This window comes from Moheibacter sp., assembly GCF_049672845.1.
Classification (GTDB): domain Bacteria; phylum Bacteroidota; class Bacteroidia; order Flavobacteriales; family Weeksellaceae; genus Moheibacter.
This window is the reverse complement of record NZ_JBATWT010000012.1, coordinates 101,274-116,605: the sequence shown is the minus strand read 5'-3', so window position 1 is coordinate 116,605 and position 15,332 is coordinate 101,274. Positions and strand designations below refer to the sequence as shown.

Genomic DNA, 15,332 nt, shown 5'->3' with positions numbered 1-15,332 from the left:
AATAATATACAGCGCAAAATAATTGAGATTCGATATGTCAAATTATGCGTTAAATCAATGTTAAGTTATGGTTTGAAATTTTAACAATGTTTAATTCAAACGTTATAAATCGATGTTTTTATTAAAATGTTGTGGTAATGTTGTGGTGAAATTCAGAAATGTAAAGGTGTTTACAAACTCAAAATATAGTCAATGAGTCCGTCTTCGTGTTCAAGATTTAATTTTTTACGCAAACGGTACCTTTTTACTTCCACACTTCGCACCGAAATATTCAAAAGTGAAGCAATTTCTTTTGAGGTCAGATTTAATCTGAGATAAGCACAAAGTTTGAGATCATTTGGGGTAAGCGAAGGATGGATTTCCTTGATGATTTTCAGAAAATCTTTGTCGGCATTGTTAAATGTTTCCGCAAACATATTCCAGGTGTCTTCGCCATTTAGATTTTCGTGAATGATCTTCATGACTGCTTTTATATGCGCATCCTTTGTTTCGCATTGTTCCAGATGTTTCTGAATATTTCCCAGAATTTCACTCTTGTTGATCAGGTTCATGGTGGAAGTGGCAAGTTCCCGGTTTTTATTTTCTATATCTGTTTGAAGTTGTTCATTTTTCAGTTTCATAATGTACTGATGGTTTTCAAGCTCCTGAATTTCGTACAGACGCTTATTCTCCTGAATGATTTTCTCATTTTGTCTCTGATAATATCTTTTGTACAATCGGTTAATCAGAAAACCTGACAAAACAAAAACAATCAGATAAAAAATCAAGGCAAGATTTGACAAAAACCAAGGACGTTTTATAGAAAAATTATAAGAAGCAACACTATCCATTTCTTCATATCCGATTCTTCCTTTTACTTCAAAAATATAGGAACCCCAACCTAAATTATTGAACTGAGCATTGGATTTAGTCGTCCAGTCAGACCAATCCTCATCCTCAGTTCCCAAAAGACGATAACTGTATTCCACGCTTGTCATTTTTGAAAAAGAAGGAATGGTAAAATAGAAATGAATATTATTCTCTTTATTGGCAAATTTCCCTTCCTCTTTCAATTCTCTGAATTCGGGAGTAGCGCCGGATCGAGCGACACTTACGCCATTTAAAAACAGAGGATTTTCTGCTGGCTGAATTTTATCAGGATTTAGAATTAAGTAACCATTTGAAGTACCTATCAGGTATTGATTATTGCCGATTTTAGACAGGTTTTCATAACCTGTAATTGAGTTCGAATAAGAATAATTAATCGGAATCGAAGCAATATGTAATTCTTTCCCCAGCGAATGATTGGAAATCCGGTTGACATTGTCCTTCCCAAAAACCCAAAGCGAATTATCAACCGAAATCAGTTTTCCTGAAACGAAATTTCCTTTGTCAAAAATTTGGCTCAGTGATTCTTCTTTCTGAAATTCTTTCGTTTTGGGATTTAGTTTAAAAATCCCCTCTGATGAAGCGTAAAAAAGTTGATTGTCAAATTTTGCGATGCTCGAAGCATTTCCTTTTTGAGGAGATTTATAATGATAGACAGAAGTCACTTTCTGGAAATCAGCATCCATCGACAATCTGATGATTCCTTTGTATTCGTGATTGATATAAACCTCATCACCCATAAACTCCACAAAACGGCTGGAAATGTCAAATCCTTCCAATTTATTTCGGAAAGTCCATTTACCATTTTGCTTTTCAAAAAAACTCAAGCCTTCATAATTCCCGGCCATCAGTATCGACGGATTTTTAGTCGGAATAAATTTCCATGTTCCGTTATTTCCTTTGAGAATCGGCAAAGCCTGAAAACCATTTACGATAAACGCACCCAAATCATGACCACAAAAAAGCACATCATCATAAACCGTCAGATTCCAAACCTGACCTTTGGTATTTTCCACCATCCGAAATTCCTCTTTTGAATGAAGTGGTTTGACAAAAAGCCCCTGATTGGTTCCGACATACAGCAGTCCTTTGTGGTAAACCGAAGTATAAACCGTACCCAGAAAACCTTTGTTGTCCTCATAAACCAAAACCGAAGAATTGAGATTGATACAACTCACGCCATTGTCCAACCCCAACCATAAATTTCTTTCACTGTCTTCGTACAAACTCAGCACCGTATTGTTCAGAAGTCCTTCGGACTGATCAATGTGATACAAAATTTTATAAGAAGCATCGGTAATATACAAACCATTGGAAACCGTTCCCAAAGCAAAATTCCCACCCGACAACTGCCTACTCGCATAGAGATTTATCGGTGGAAGTTCTGTCTGAATTCTGGTGAGATTTCCATCCTTAAATTTATAAATCCCTTCATACTGAGTATGAATTTCCAGATAGTTCTCCTTTTCAAAAACCGAAACCACTTTGTTATCCCGGAAAAGCGGATCGCTGTTGATGAGTTTACTTTCGCCGTTCACCACTTCAAACATTCCTTCGCCAAAAGCCTGATAAAAAATACGATTATCTACTTTAAAAACCTTTGAAATCGTATTGGAAACCGAAATAATTTTAAAAATTTCCTGTACTGTATCATAAATAAACAAATGATTCAGAGACTGAAAAATCACATAACGGCCATGATCAATAATATTCCAGAATTGCTCATCAGTACTGATTTTCTCAATGATATTTTCACTTAAAGAAGTATATTTCAGCGTACCGTTTCCGGCTTTCGCCCAATATCCAAATTCCCGGTAACATCCTGTATAAACCCTGTCTTTCACCACTTTTACCGACCTGATGATGGTGTTGTTAGGCGAACTGTAAACCCGCCAAACGGAACCATCAAATTCCATCAGACCTTTGTTATTGGCCACATATATGAAGTTCGCATCTGACTGTGAAATCATCCAGTTTTGATTTCCACCGTTGTATTCTTCTTTTGAAAAATTCTGAACTGGCGGTAATTCCTGCGACATTGTGCAAGTAGAAATCCAGATCAGTAAGAACAGGAATTTAAATTTCATAGACAACTTCTTCAATTCAAAAATAGAAACTTAATTAGAATTGTCTATATTCCTACCTGAACTTTGTTTAAAGCATATTCTAAATTCCCATCTTTTAACCGGATTAACAAGGCAATATTTGTAAATTTGTCCTCCCATGAAGAATTATTTAGACGAACTGAACGAACCCCAGAGACAAGCTGTTGAAATTACCGAAGGACCGCTGATGGTCATTGCGGGTGCGGGATCGGGAAAAACCCGTGTCCTTACCTATCGGATTGCTCATTTAATTGAAAAAGGCGTTGATCCTTTCAATATCCTCGCCCTGACTTTTACCAATAAAGCTGCGCGAGAAATGAAAGACCGGATTTCAAAAGTGGTCGGCGAAAGCGAAGCCAAAAGCCTTTGGATGGGAACTTTTCACTCGGTTTTTGCGAGAATTCTCCGTGTCGAAGCTACTCGTTTGGGGTATCCTTCCGATTTCACGATTTATGATACGCAAGATACCCAAAGCGTGATGAAAAAAGTCCTGGACGAACTTCAACTCGATAAAGATATTTACAGAGTGAAACAGGTTTTGCACCGAATTTCACAATTTAAAAACAATCTGATTACCGTTCGGGCGTATCATAATACACCGGAATTGATTGAAGCCGATGCTGCTGCCATGCGTCCCAAAATGGGCGAAGTTTACAGAGCATATGTAGATCGCTGCTTTAAATCGGGAGCCATGGATTTCGATGATTTGCTGTTGCGAACCAATGAAGTCCTGACAAGATTTCCTGAAGTTCTGGCCAAATACCAGGAAAGATTTAAATACATATTGGTGGATGAGTACCAGGATACCAACCATTCGCAATATTTAATCGTAAAAGCTTTGGCTTCTCGTTATGAAAATCTTTGTGTAGTGGGCGATGATGCGCAGAGTATTTATGCGTTCCGTGGGGCGAACATTCGCAATATTTTATCGTTCCAACAAGATTATCCGGACGCAAAAGTTATTCCGCTTGAACAAAATTACCGTTCCACCAAAACGATTGTGGGTGCTGCCAATCAAATCATTGCGCAAAACCGTGACCAATTGGAAAAAAATGTCTGGACAGCCAATGATGATGGACAAACCATTCCGGTTTATCGGGCTTTGACCGATGCCGATGAAGCAAGATATGTGGCTTCACAAATTTGGGAACTTCAATTGAACGAACACCTCAAACACAAAGATATTGCGGTTCTTTATCGAACCAATGCACAATCGCGTGCGATAGAAGAAGCTTTGCGAAAAAGAAATCTTCCGTATCGGGTCTATGGCGGAACTTCGTTTTTCCAACGAAAGGAAATCAAAGATTTGGTTTCCTATCTGCGACTACTAATTAATCAGAATGACGAAGAAGCTTTGCTTCGGATTATCAATTATCCGACGCGTGGAATTGGTCAGACAACTTTGAATAAATTAACAGTTGCTTCGGGGGAATACGAGAAAACGATTTATGAAATCCTGGAAAACATTGGTCAATATGCAGGAAAAATCGGTTTGAACAATCCGACGGCTCAAAAACTGAACGATTTCATTACCATGATTAAAAGTTTCAAAGTGATGCTCCAAAATCATGATGTGTATGAAGTTGCTTCGCATGTCGCCAAAACCACCGGACTCATCAAAACACTAAAAGAAGATGATACGCCTGAAGGAATTTCAAGGTTGGAAAACATTCAGGAATTGCTGAACAGTATTCAGGGTTATGTAGATGAACAAAAACAATTGGATGAAGGCGATCCTTCGTTGAGCGGATTTTTAGAAAATGTCGCACTCGCTACCGATGCGGACAATGATGATGAGGACGACAATAAAGTTTCGCTTATGACCGTGCATTTGGCCAAAGGATTGGAGTTCCCGGCGGTTTTCATTGTGGGTTTGGAAGAAAATTTATTTCCGTCCATGATGAATTTGAACACACGTCAGGAATTGGAAGAAGAACGTCGTTTGTTTTATGTAGCACTAACGCGTGCGGAAAAGTTTGCGCATCTGACGTATTCGGTTTCAAGATTTCGTTGGGGAAAAATTGTGGACAGCGAACCGAGTCGTTTTTTGGAAGAAATTGATGATAAATATTTGGAATGGAAAAACCTCAACGCCGGACTTCCTGTGAACAAAAGCGGATTGAATGTTAATTTGTTTGATGATGATTATTCGCAAGTTCCAAAATTCGAAAGAAAGAAAACCGAACCGAAAAAACCGGACAATCCTTTGAAACCGAAAGCAAGTTTCAAACCGATTGCTCAGGCCAAAATCGTGAATCAGTCCAATGGTGAAAACGTGGATTTATCGGCCGGAAAAATCGTAATGCACGATCGTTTCGGGCGAGGAAAAGTAATTTCGCTGGAAGGTGATCCAGACAATGTAAAAGCTACGGTTTTGTTTGACAATGCCGGCGAGAAGAAATTATTGCTGAATTTCGCCAAGCTGAAAGTGATTGGATAATTAAGAAGAGGAAATTATTTTAAAATAATTTCTTCTTCTCCTTTTTCGATTTGCCCAATCAACATCGAACCTTCAATTAATTCTAAAACAGAATCGGCATCTTTTGTATCACAAACGACAACCATTCCTACACCCATATTGAAAGTACCGAACATTTCATCCTCTGGAATTCCACCGCGTTTCATCAATTCCTGCATCACAGTCGGAACTTTGACTTTTGATTTTTTGATGACAGCCTTCAAACCTTTCGGTAAAATTCTTGGGAGATTTTCAATCAATCCACCACCCGTAATGTGCGCAATTCCGGAAAGCTGAACTTTTTCCCTGATTTTAAAAATATCGTTTTGATATAATTTCGTAGGAACCAAAAGCGTCTCCCAAAGTGGTTTCCCTTCAAATTCCTCATTGAAATCAGAAAATATTTTTCGAACCAATGAAAAACCATTGCTATGAAATCCGCTGGATGGGAGTCCAATAATCATTTGACCTTCTCGGATTTCTGAACCATCGATGATTTCATCTTTCTCCACTACACCTACACAAAATCCGGCTACATCATAATCTCCGACTTGATACATTCCTGGCATTTCGGCTGTCTCCCCACCGATTAAAGCCGTTCCCGTTTCTTTGCAAGCGGCAGCAATTCCACCTACGATTTCGGCGGCAATGTCAGAATCCAATTTTCCGCAAGCAAGATAATCCAGAAAAAACAAAGGTTTAGCTCCGTGACAAAGGATATCGTTTGCACACATCGCAAAACAATCAATCCCAACCGTATCATATTTTTTCACGTCCAGCGCAATTCTGAGCTTTGTTCCTACTCCGTCGGTTCCGGAAACCAAAACCGGATTTTTATAACCTGAAAGTTGATAAAAAGCACCAAAACTGCCGATACCGTTCAGAACATTGGCATTATGAGTTTCAGAAACTGCTCTTTTGATTTTTGAAACGGTTTGGTAACCTTCTTCTTTATCTACGCCCGCTGATTTGTAGGTATTACTCATGAAATTCTAATTGTGATTGAATGGTGGCACAAAAATAACCAATAATTCAACAGCTACCTAAACTGCAAGGACAAATTTCTCTTGCTTATGAAAGCTTCCAAAATCGCTACTTGTGGGTATTTCCGAACATGCAAAGACAACTTAATTTTGTCTTTAAAACTTATTATATTATGAAAAAAATTACGTTATCGGTTTTTATGAGTTTGCTAACTTTTTTTAGTCTCAAAGCACAATCTAACTTTGAAATTGGTGTTATTTTCGGAACTACAATCAACGAAGTTTACGGAAGCCGAAGCGGCAATATCGGAGGTGGTGTTGCTTATTATTTCCAACCTGTTGATAAGTTAAGAGTTGGACCTATGGTTTTATTTGACCATTTTGCAAGCAATGATGCTCAAGGAATAGATGCTTCTTTCTTAGATATAGCAGCTTCTGCAAAATATAATTTCATACCGGCATTGTTTGGAGGGTTGGATCTTGGATATGCTGTTGCCTTAGAAGAAGGATACAATGGCGGTTTTATGGTACGTCCTAGATTTGGATGGAGCACCAGACTGACCGATTTATACATCGCTTACAAAGGAATTTTTGCTACACAGGATTATTACTCAGAATCTCAATACAATTATGCGGCGGTTTCTAGTTTGTCTTCTATAACATTGGGCTTAAACTTCAAATTTTAATTAAAACTAAACGCTTATAAATCAAATGAAGGCATCTCTGGCAGATGCCTTTTTTAATTGTTAAAATTGCTATGGCATTGTATTTGTAAAATTCAACTCCGTATAAAAACTAATAATTATGAAAAAGATTATTTTCACAGCATTACTTTCAATAATCGGATTAGTAGGAGTAAATGCACAAAGCGGAAGCTTTGAAGTAGGTCCTTATCTAGGAGCGCCAGTTGGGGATGCAGATGCCCTGAGTTTTAATACGGGTGCAACATTTGCTTACTATGTTAACTTAGCGCCTAAATGGCAATTGGGTGGACTCATTGGAGTAGATCATTTCTTTGGCAAAGATTACCGTTGGGGCAATACTACTTACGAATATGAAGGAGCGACTTTCATTCCTTTGGCAGCAACTGCTAAATTTCAAATCACACCTCAATTATTTGCAGGATTGGATTTAGGATATGCAATTGGTGTAAGTGATGGCGCCGGCGATGGTGGTTTCTTAGCGCGACCTCGATTTGGGTTCAGTTTACCGATAGTTGATTTATACGGCTATTACAAAGCTATCAATTATAATTGGGACGGACCCGGACCTGGAAACCCGGACTGGGATGACAGATACAACGTCGGTTCAATCGGTGTTGGAGCTGCCTTTAAATTTTAATCTATACCTGAAAAAAATAAAAATCCCGTCTCGGCTGAGCCAAGACGGGATTTTTTATGTCTGTTTTTGAATTAATTTAAGCTAAAATACTATCAATGATTTCAACTGCTTTTTCCAAATCTTCACGTTTTACGTTCAGATGCGGACGGAACCTAACAGATTGATTTCCACAAGAAAGAACGATTAATTTGTTTTCAAATGCTTTGTTGATAAATGCATTTCGTTCTTCATCAGAAGGCAAATCAAACGAAAGGAACAATCCCATTCCGCGAACATTGCTCACATTTGAATATTTATCTTGTAATTTCTCCAATTCTGATTTCAAAAATTCACCCTGAACTCTTACATTTTCCAAAAGATTTTCTTGTTCGATTACTTCCAGAATCAGTTTGAAACGAATCATATCGATGTAGTTTCCGCCAAACGTGGAATTAATTCGGCTGGACTCTTGGAAGACATTATGATCCACTTGATCCAATTTTTCTTTATTGGCAAGAATTCCACAAACCTGTGTTTTCTTTCCGAAAGAAATAATGTCGGGAATGATGTCGTAATTCTGGAATCCCCACATTTTTCCGGTCAATCCGATTCCGGTCTGAACTTCATCTAAAATCAAAAGGATTTCATTCTCATCACAAATTCTTCTCAATTCTTTGAAGAATTCATTTCGGAAGAAATTATCACCTCCTTCGGCCTGAATGGTTTCAATTACCAAACAAGCAATTTCATTTGGATTTTCTGAAATCGCCGACATAATTTGTTCGATGGCCAGTTTTTCCTGTGAAATCGTTTTGGCTAAATTTTCTTCTGTAATCGGGAAATACAATTTCGGATTGATAATTCTTGGCCAGTCAAACTTCGGAAAATACATATATTTTCTCGGGTCTTTCGTATTGGTCAATGTCAATGTATATCCGGAACGACCGTGAAAAGCTTGCTGAAAGTGGATGACTTTCCCGGCTTCTTTGTCAATTCCTTTGGATTTATTCAATCTTGTTTTCCAGTCAAAAGCTGCTTTCAAAGCATTTTCAACTGCCAAAGCACCTCCTTCCACAAAGAAAGCATATTGTAATTCCTTTGGAATCGCGACACGTTCAAAAGTATCGACGAAATCGGCGTATTCTTCTGTATAAACATCCGAAACCGTTGGTTTATTTACAGCCATTCGACCTAAAAACTCAAGGTTTTTCACCAAATGCGGATGATTGTAACCAATGGAAGCCGAAGCAAACATACTGAACATATCCAGGTACTCTTCTCCATTTTCATCTACTATATAAGAACCGTGCGATTTCACGATATCCATCACAAGCGGATAACCATCGGCCAATATATGTTTTCCCAATCTTTCGTGTACGTTCATTGTTTGTGTTTCCATTTTATAAATATTTTGTTATGCGGATTGCAAACTTAAGAAATTAAAGACAAATAACTTAGAAATCAACCGCCGGATTTGCCCTCTTTTTTGCGTTTGAGATAATCCTGAACAAGAATCTGACTTGCCGCCATTTTCTTGTACATCGCACGTGCTTCTTCGGCCGGAGAACCGAAATAAGATTTCCCTTCCTCTAAATTATGTCCCACTCCGGACTGTGCCATCACCACGACTTTATCGGCGATTGTAATTCCGCTTTTGATCCCAACTTGCCCCCAAAGTGTGACTTCATTTCCAATGATCACACAGCCTGCAATCCCAACTTGCGAAGCTATCAGACATTTCTTACCGATGATAGTATCATGCCCGACTTGAATTAAATTATCCATTTTGGTTCCGTCTCCAATCCTCGTGGAGGCCGTCACGCCCCGGTCAATGGTACAATTCGCTCCGATTTCCACATCGTTTCCTATGACAACATTTCCAACGGATTTCAATTTATCAAATCCGGTTTCGCGCTTTTTATAATAAAATCCATCACCGCCCAAAACCGTTCCAGAATGAATGATCACATTGTCTCCGATGACTGAATCGTTTCCAATCGAAACATTGGCGTGGATCAGACAATTTTTGCCGATTTTTACATTTTGACCGATGAATGCGCCCGGTTGAATATGAGTTCCTTCTCCGATTTCAGCCGTTTCAGAAATACTTTGATTGGAAATTTTGAATGAATTAAAATACTGACCGATTTTTACAAAATCACGGAAAGGATCATCGGAGATCAACAATGCTTTACCTTCGGGACAATCCACTTCTTTATTGATTAAAACCACAGTTGCGGCACTTTGAAGAGCTTTATCGTAATATTTCGGATGATCCACAAAAACAATATCACCCGGTTCGACCACGTGAATTTCATTGAGTCCTTCCACCGGGAAATCTTCATTCCCGATAAATTTTGAATCAATCAAAGTGGCAATTTCTTTCAAAGTATGAATGCGTGGAAATTTCATCAGAATATAATTTTACCGCAAATATATTTTTTTCTTTTTGGAATGTTTCTTTTAACTTCGGTTAATATTTAACAACTGGAATAAAAATTGAGAGCATAGGTTCTTAATTATTCAAAACCCTAAAAAATCAATAGAATTATGAAATTACAAAAAGGAATTTTAGCAGTATTGGTCGGTTCGTCTTTGATTTTCACTGCTTGTAAATGTGAGAAAAAAGAAGGAATTGCGGTGGCTCCCGCAGAAGACACTCTACGAATTGACACAAATGCCGACGATCTGCCTGCTTCTAAATTGGATGCAGACGGAAATTATATTTATGACATCGGTAACAACACCGAAATTGCACTTCCGGACGGTGGTAAAATCGAGGTAGGTGAAAATTCAACCGAAAACAAATTATTCGGAATGTTGAACAATGCTAATTTTACAGTAAGTGACGATAAAACACAAGGTTGGGTGACACTTGACCGTGTTTATTTCGCAACCGGAAATTCTCAGCTGACGCCAAATTCAGAAGCGCAGGTTGCTAACCTGATTACTTTGCTGAAAGCTTTTCCTAATGCCAGCATAAAAGTAGGTGGTTACACAGACAGCACTGGCGATGCAGCTGTAAATCAACGCGTTTCAACGGAAAGAGCCAAGGCTGTAGCCGATAAAATCATTGCGGGTGGTGTAGACGCTTCAAGAATTGAAAGTGAAGGTTACGGTGCCCAGCATTTTGTATGTCCGGCAAATGATACGGATGAATGTAAAGCGCAAAACCGAAGAGTGGATATCCGAATTACCAAAAAATAAGTTGGTTTTGAGACAATTAAAAATCCCGGTCACTGAGGTTCTCGAAGTGCCGGGATTTATTTTTTATAATTATTTCGAATTAATTCTTGCTGTAAAGTACAGTAACACCTTCCTGTTCTGGCAAAGTAGGACGAACTTCCAAATGAAGCCCACCTTTTCTTTCTTTGGCTTTCATTCTGAACCAACCGGTTAACCAAAAAGGAATGATGGATGAGAAAAACAAAATTCCCCAAAAACCACAAACCGCCATAAACAAGAAAAATACAAACCCTAAGTACTGTGCCATAACTGTAAATTTATCCTGACAAAATTATAAAATTTAATCCAATTCCAAAACGAAACTGAAAATTATCACTTTTAAAAATTCTTTTGTAGAGGTTTCTTAACTTTGGGCTTTAATTTTCAAATAGATAGAATTCATTTGAAATAATAAAAATAAAATAGTTTAATCGTATTTTAAATAAAATAGAATGGAATACAGAATTGAGAAAGACACAATGGGGGAAGTGAAAGTTCCTGCCGATAAATATTGGGGCGCACAAACCGAACGTTCCCGAAATAATTTCAAAATCGGGCCGGCGGCTTCCATGCCCAAAGAAATTATTTATGGATTTGCTTATCTGAAAAAAGCAGCCGCCTATGCAAATTCTGAACTCGGTGCATTACCGCAAGAAAAAAGAGACCGAATTGCGCAGGTGTGTGATGAAATTCTGGCAGGAAAACTTGACAATCAGTTCCCACTTGTCATTTGGCAAACGGGTTCGGGTACTCAGTCCAATATGAATGTAAACGAAGTTATTTCGCATCGTGCCCAGGTACTTTCAGGTGGAAAAATCGGTGAAGGAGAAAAAGTTTTGCAACCCAATGACGATGTAAACAAATCCCAGTCTTCTAATGATACTTTCCCAACCGGAATGCACATTGCCTGTTACAAGGCCGTTGTGGAAAAAACAATTCCGGGTGTGGAACAATTACGCGATACCCTGAAAAGAAAATCTGAAGAATTCAAAGATGTGGTAAAAATCGGTCGTACGCATTTGATGGACGCCACTCCCCTAACTTTGGGACAAGAGTTTTCCGGGTATGTTTCCCAATTGGATCACGGATTGAAAGCTTTGAAAAATACTTTACCTCATCTTTCTGAACTGGCCCTGGGCGGAACGGCCGTTGGAACCGGCTTGAACACTCCGAAAGGCTATGATGTTCTCGTAGCGAAATACATTGCCGAATTTACCGGACTTCCATTTGTAACAGCTGAAAATAAATTTGAAGCATTGGCTGCCCATGATGCCATCGTGGAATCGCACGGCGCTTTAAAACAATTGGCTGTTTCACTGAATAAAATTGCAAACGACATCCGAATGCTGGCTTCGGGTCCCCGTTCAGGAATTGGCGAAATTTTCATTCCAGAAAACGAACCGGGTTCCTCCATTATGCCTGGAAAAGTCAATCCTACACAAGCCGAAGCTTTGACGATGGTCGCTGCCCAAGTGATGGGAAATGACGTTGCCATTACCATTGGTGGAACCCAAGGTCATTATGAACTGAATGTTTTCAAACCGATGATGGCTTATAATTTCCTACAAAGCGCAGAATTGATTGGCGATGCCTGTGTTTCTTTTGACGAACATTGTGCACAAGGAATTGAACCGAACCACAAACGAATCAAAGAATTGCTGGATAATTCATTGATGCTGGTTACGGCTTTGAATACTAAAATTGGCTATTACAAAGCGGCCGAAATTGCTCAAACCGCACATAAAAACGGAACGACTTTGAAAGAAGAAGCAGTTCGTTTGGGCTATGTTTCAGCGGAAGATTTTGATGCTTGGGTGAAACCTGAGGAAATGGTATAAGCCCCTCCTGACCTCCCCTGACAGGAAGAATTAAAATAGATAATTTGAAAATAAAATCCCGGCACTTCGAGAACCTCAGTGACCGGGATTTTTATGTTTTTTTAATTAATTCGAAGAATAAAAAATAATCTGCCTCAACAAATTGATTTAAGATTGCTCAGGTTTCTTCGGCTCCTCAATATGAAATCGGTTAAACACATTACAAGTTACCAAATCACCCATCACGTTAACAGAAGTTCGGAACATTCCCAAAAGTCGGTCAACGCCAATGATCAAAGCAATAGCGGTCATCGGAATTCCAATGGTTCCGAGTACCGAACCCAAAACAATTACACCCGCTCCGGGCGCAGATGGCGTACCGATTGAAGCCAAAATCGTAGTAATAATGATAATCATAATCGTCGCCAAATCCAGTTCCAATCCGTAAACCTGCGCGATAAACAAAGTAGCAATCGCTTGGAAAACTGCGGTTCCATCCATGTTCAATGAAACCCCGACCGGAATGATAAACCGACTGACCGAAGGATGAATTCCCATTTTTTCTTCGGCCGTTTTCAATGTAAGTGGCATCACCGCTGCGGAACTTGCTACCGAAAATGCCAATAATAAAGTATCTCTGGCGTCTATAAAAAACTTTTTCAGATTGACTCTTGCTACAAATAAAAGAATACAACTGTACACAATTACCACAAGGAAAAGTCCGATTATCACCGTCAGCATAAACATGGAAAGCCCCATGATGGTTCCAATTCCCACTTGAGAAGTTACCTGACACATCAGACCAAAAACCGCCAAAGGCACGATATTCATTGCCCATTGGGTAATCGCCATGGTAATTTCCTGAACGGAATACAATACTTTCAGCAAAGGTATAGCAGTGTCCGAAGGTATATTGGCCAGCGAAACCCCAATGATAACCGCAAAAATCACGATACTCAACATATCACCTGAAACCAATGCCGCAAGTGGATTTGCAGGCAACAAGTCGATGATCATTGTGGGAATATTGCCAAAATTTGTAGCAGATCTACCATTTGTTGCTGCTTCCGCATCAATGGCCATATCAGGCGTAATCAGATTTCCGGCATCCATATACGCGCCCGGATTCATTATATTTACCAAAACCACGGCGAAAATCAGAACCGTGGTGGTGGTCATCATATAATACAACAAAAGTTTGGGGCCGGATTTTTTGAGATAATCCGCATTTCCACCGCCAGCAATACCTTGCACAACCGATGAAAACATTAGCGGAATCATAATCATTTGAACAATTCGGATAAATAGGTTTCCGGGGAAAGCAATCCAATTCACAACTGATTCCAAAGTATTTGCTTCGATCCATTCCGGTTTGGTGGCGAAGTAAGCACCCAAAAGAATTCCGGCAATCATGGCAATCATCACACGAAGCCATAAACGTTTCTGAACAAAGCGTTGTAGATAAGTGTAAAGATCTTTTACCGGTTGTAATCGGTCAATTCCATATTCCGTCATCGAATCAAAATTTAACCGACAAAAATACGAATAAGAATTTCATGGGTTGAGAGATTCGGATTATTCACATGTATTCATGTATCGGATTAACATTTCTTCAAATAAAGTCTTGTAGAATAGTTCTCCGCTGTCATCCAGGTATTTCTGATATAACTGGCCTTCAAATTTTTCAAAATCATCTTTTGACATTTTCTTTTTGGTTGATTTTAGTTGGGATTTATATTCATCCAAATAAGTATCAGTGAGTTTTTTAGCATAAATATCCTTAACCAATCTGACGAATTCAGGCTGAAAAGACTCTTTTTTCACAGCTTCCTCCTGCTCCACATATTTTAAGAATTCAGGGCAATTTTCTCCCAATAATTTAAAAGAAAGAAAATATTTATCTGTCAGCTTACTGATGGTAAAAAAATTTCCGAAAGTAAAGTTCGTAGGTTTTATTCCAAAGTCACCGTTTACAGGTTTAAAGTAAAAATGCAGACCTGAAATTTTACAACTACTAATGGACTTTCCGTAGCAAGTTGATTCTAAAAAACTAAACACATTTATTTTACCATTGGTAAATTGTACGGGAGCAAAAAAATCAGGCACTTCCGTATCCTTGTTAAGCTGGTTATCATACATTATCAGTTTTATCTTTTCATAAGTGACTGTGTGAGCTTCATCTGAACCGGGGCGGTATTCCTTTCTTTCAATTTTTTTTATGTCACTGAAATCTATTTTTTCGTCTTTAGAATCTTTGTCTGATTTGAAATAATAAAATTTGTTGGTCAGTCCCAATCGGGTTTCAACCGATGAAAACCCTTCGGCTATCAGTTGTGGTTTGAAGTTAACGACTTTCTTATCATTAAAATCAAGCAACAAACCTTCCTTTATGCTTCCGTTCTCTAAATAAAGTTTTGCTTCATAATAATTATTTCCCCCGACGTTGAAAACAATCTGTGCATTTAACACACAGGAAAATGTGAAAATAATAACAAATAAATAATTTTTCATGTAGTTAAATTTGGGTTGGCAATTTAAAAAAATCCCCGAAGTTTCC

12 protein-coding genes are annotated in these 15,332 nt (G+C 38.5%); 5 read left to right on the top strand and 7 right to left on the bottom strand.

Annotated elements, in window-relative coordinates; all coding sequences use genetic code 11:
- Nucleotides 1-170: 170 nt before the first annotated feature.
- Nucleotides 171-2,954 (bottom strand): LuxR C-terminal-related transcriptional regulator, encoded by a 2,784-nt coding sequence (locus tag WBF63_RS06330; protein ID WP_424368869.1) that lies wholly within the window; start codon nucleotides 2,952-2,954, stop codon nucleotides 171-173.
- Between the two features lie 136 nt (nucleotides 2,955-3,090).
- On the opposite strand from WBF63_RS06330, the gene WBF63_RS06325 reads away from it, so the two are divergent.
- Entirely contained in the window at nucleotides 3,091-5,412 is a 2,322-nt protein-coding gene (locus WBF63_RS06325; protein ID WP_424368868.1) for an ATP-dependent helicase, read from the top strand.
- Nucleotides 5,413-5,426: 14 nt separating this feature from the next.
- Here WBF63_RS06325 and purM read toward each other — a convergent pair whose 3' ends face one another.
- Entirely contained in the window at nucleotides 5,427-6,416 is a 990-nt protein-coding gene (gene purM, locus WBF63_RS06320) for a phosphoribosylformylglycinamidine cyclo-ligase (RefSeq protein WP_424368867.1), read from the bottom strand.
- A gap of 170 nt (nucleotides 6,417-6,586) precedes the next feature.
- Here purM and WBF63_RS06315 point away from each other — a divergent pair, with 170 nt between their 5' ends.
- Both WBF63_RS06315 and WBF63_RS06310 read left to right on the top strand, forming a co-directional pair.
- On the top strand, nucleotides 6,587-7,099 hold the full coding sequence (locus WBF63_RS06315; protein ID WP_424368866.1) for a hypothetical protein: 513 nt from the start codon (nucleotides 6,587-6,589) through the stop codon (nucleotides 7,097-7,099).
- Nucleotides 7,100-7,217: 118 nt separating this feature from the next.
- Entirely contained in the window at nucleotides 7,218-7,754 is a 537-nt protein-coding gene (locus WBF63_RS06310) for a hypothetical protein (protein WP_424368865.1), read from the top strand.
- Nucleotides 7,755-7,830: 76 nt separating this feature from the next.
- On the opposite strand, the gene lat is transcribed toward WBF63_RS06310, so the two are convergent.
- The gene (gene lat, locus WBF63_RS06305; protein ID WP_424368864.1) at nucleotides 7,831-9,132 is read right to left on the bottom strand and encodes an L-lysine 6-transaminase; all 1,302 of its coding nucleotides are present in this window, start codon (nucleotides 9,130-9,132) and stop codon (nucleotides 7,831-7,833) included.
- Nucleotides 9,133-9,194: 62 nt separating this feature from the next.
- Entirely contained in the window at nucleotides 9,195-10,145 is a 951-nt protein-coding gene (locus WBF63_RS06300) for a UDP-3-O-(3-hydroxymyristoyl)glucosamine N-acyltransferase (RefSeq protein ID WP_424368863.1), read from the bottom strand.
- Between the two features lie 138 nt (nucleotides 10,146-10,283).
- Between WBF63_RS06300 and WBF63_RS06295 the strand changes: the two genes are divergently transcribed.
- Complete coding sequence (locus tag WBF63_RS06295) at nucleotides 10,284-10,940, top strand: OmpA family protein (protein ID WP_424368862.1); 657 nt, start codon at nucleotides 10,284-10,286, stop codon at nucleotides 10,938-10,940.
- A 79-nt stretch (nucleotides 10,941-11,019) separates the two neighbouring features.
- Here WBF63_RS06295 and WBF63_RS06290 read toward each other — a convergent pair whose 3' ends face one another.
- Nucleotides 11,020-11,226, bottom strand: a complete 207-nt coding sequence (locus WBF63_RS06290; protein WP_424368861.1) for a hypothetical protein — start codon at nucleotides 11,224-11,226, stop codon at nucleotides 11,020-11,022.
- A gap of 184 nt (nucleotides 11,227-11,410) precedes the next feature.
- Between WBF63_RS06290 and fumC the strand changes: the two genes are divergently transcribed.
- A complete protein-coding gene (gene fumC / locus WBF63_RS06285; RefSeq protein WP_424368860.1) occupies nucleotides 11,411-12,796 on the top strand; it encodes a class II fumarate hydratase in 1,386 nt (461 codons plus the stop codon).
- Nucleotides 12,797-12,943: 147 nt separating this feature from the next.
- On the opposite strand, the gene WBF63_RS06280 is transcribed toward fumC, so the two are convergent.
- Nucleotides 12,944-14,290, bottom strand: coding sequence for a dicarboxylate/amino acid:cation symporter (locus WBF63_RS06280; protein ID WP_424368859.1), 1,347 nt, complete (start codon nucleotides 14,288-14,290; stop codon nucleotides 12,944-12,946).
- Between the two features lie 60 nt (nucleotides 14,291-14,350).
- A complete protein-coding gene (locus WBF63_RS06275) occupies nucleotides 14,351-15,286 on the bottom strand; it encodes a hypothetical protein (RefSeq protein ID WP_424368858.1) in 936 nt (311 codons plus the stop codon).
- Between the last annotated feature and the right edge of the window lie 46 nt (nucleotides 15,287-15,332).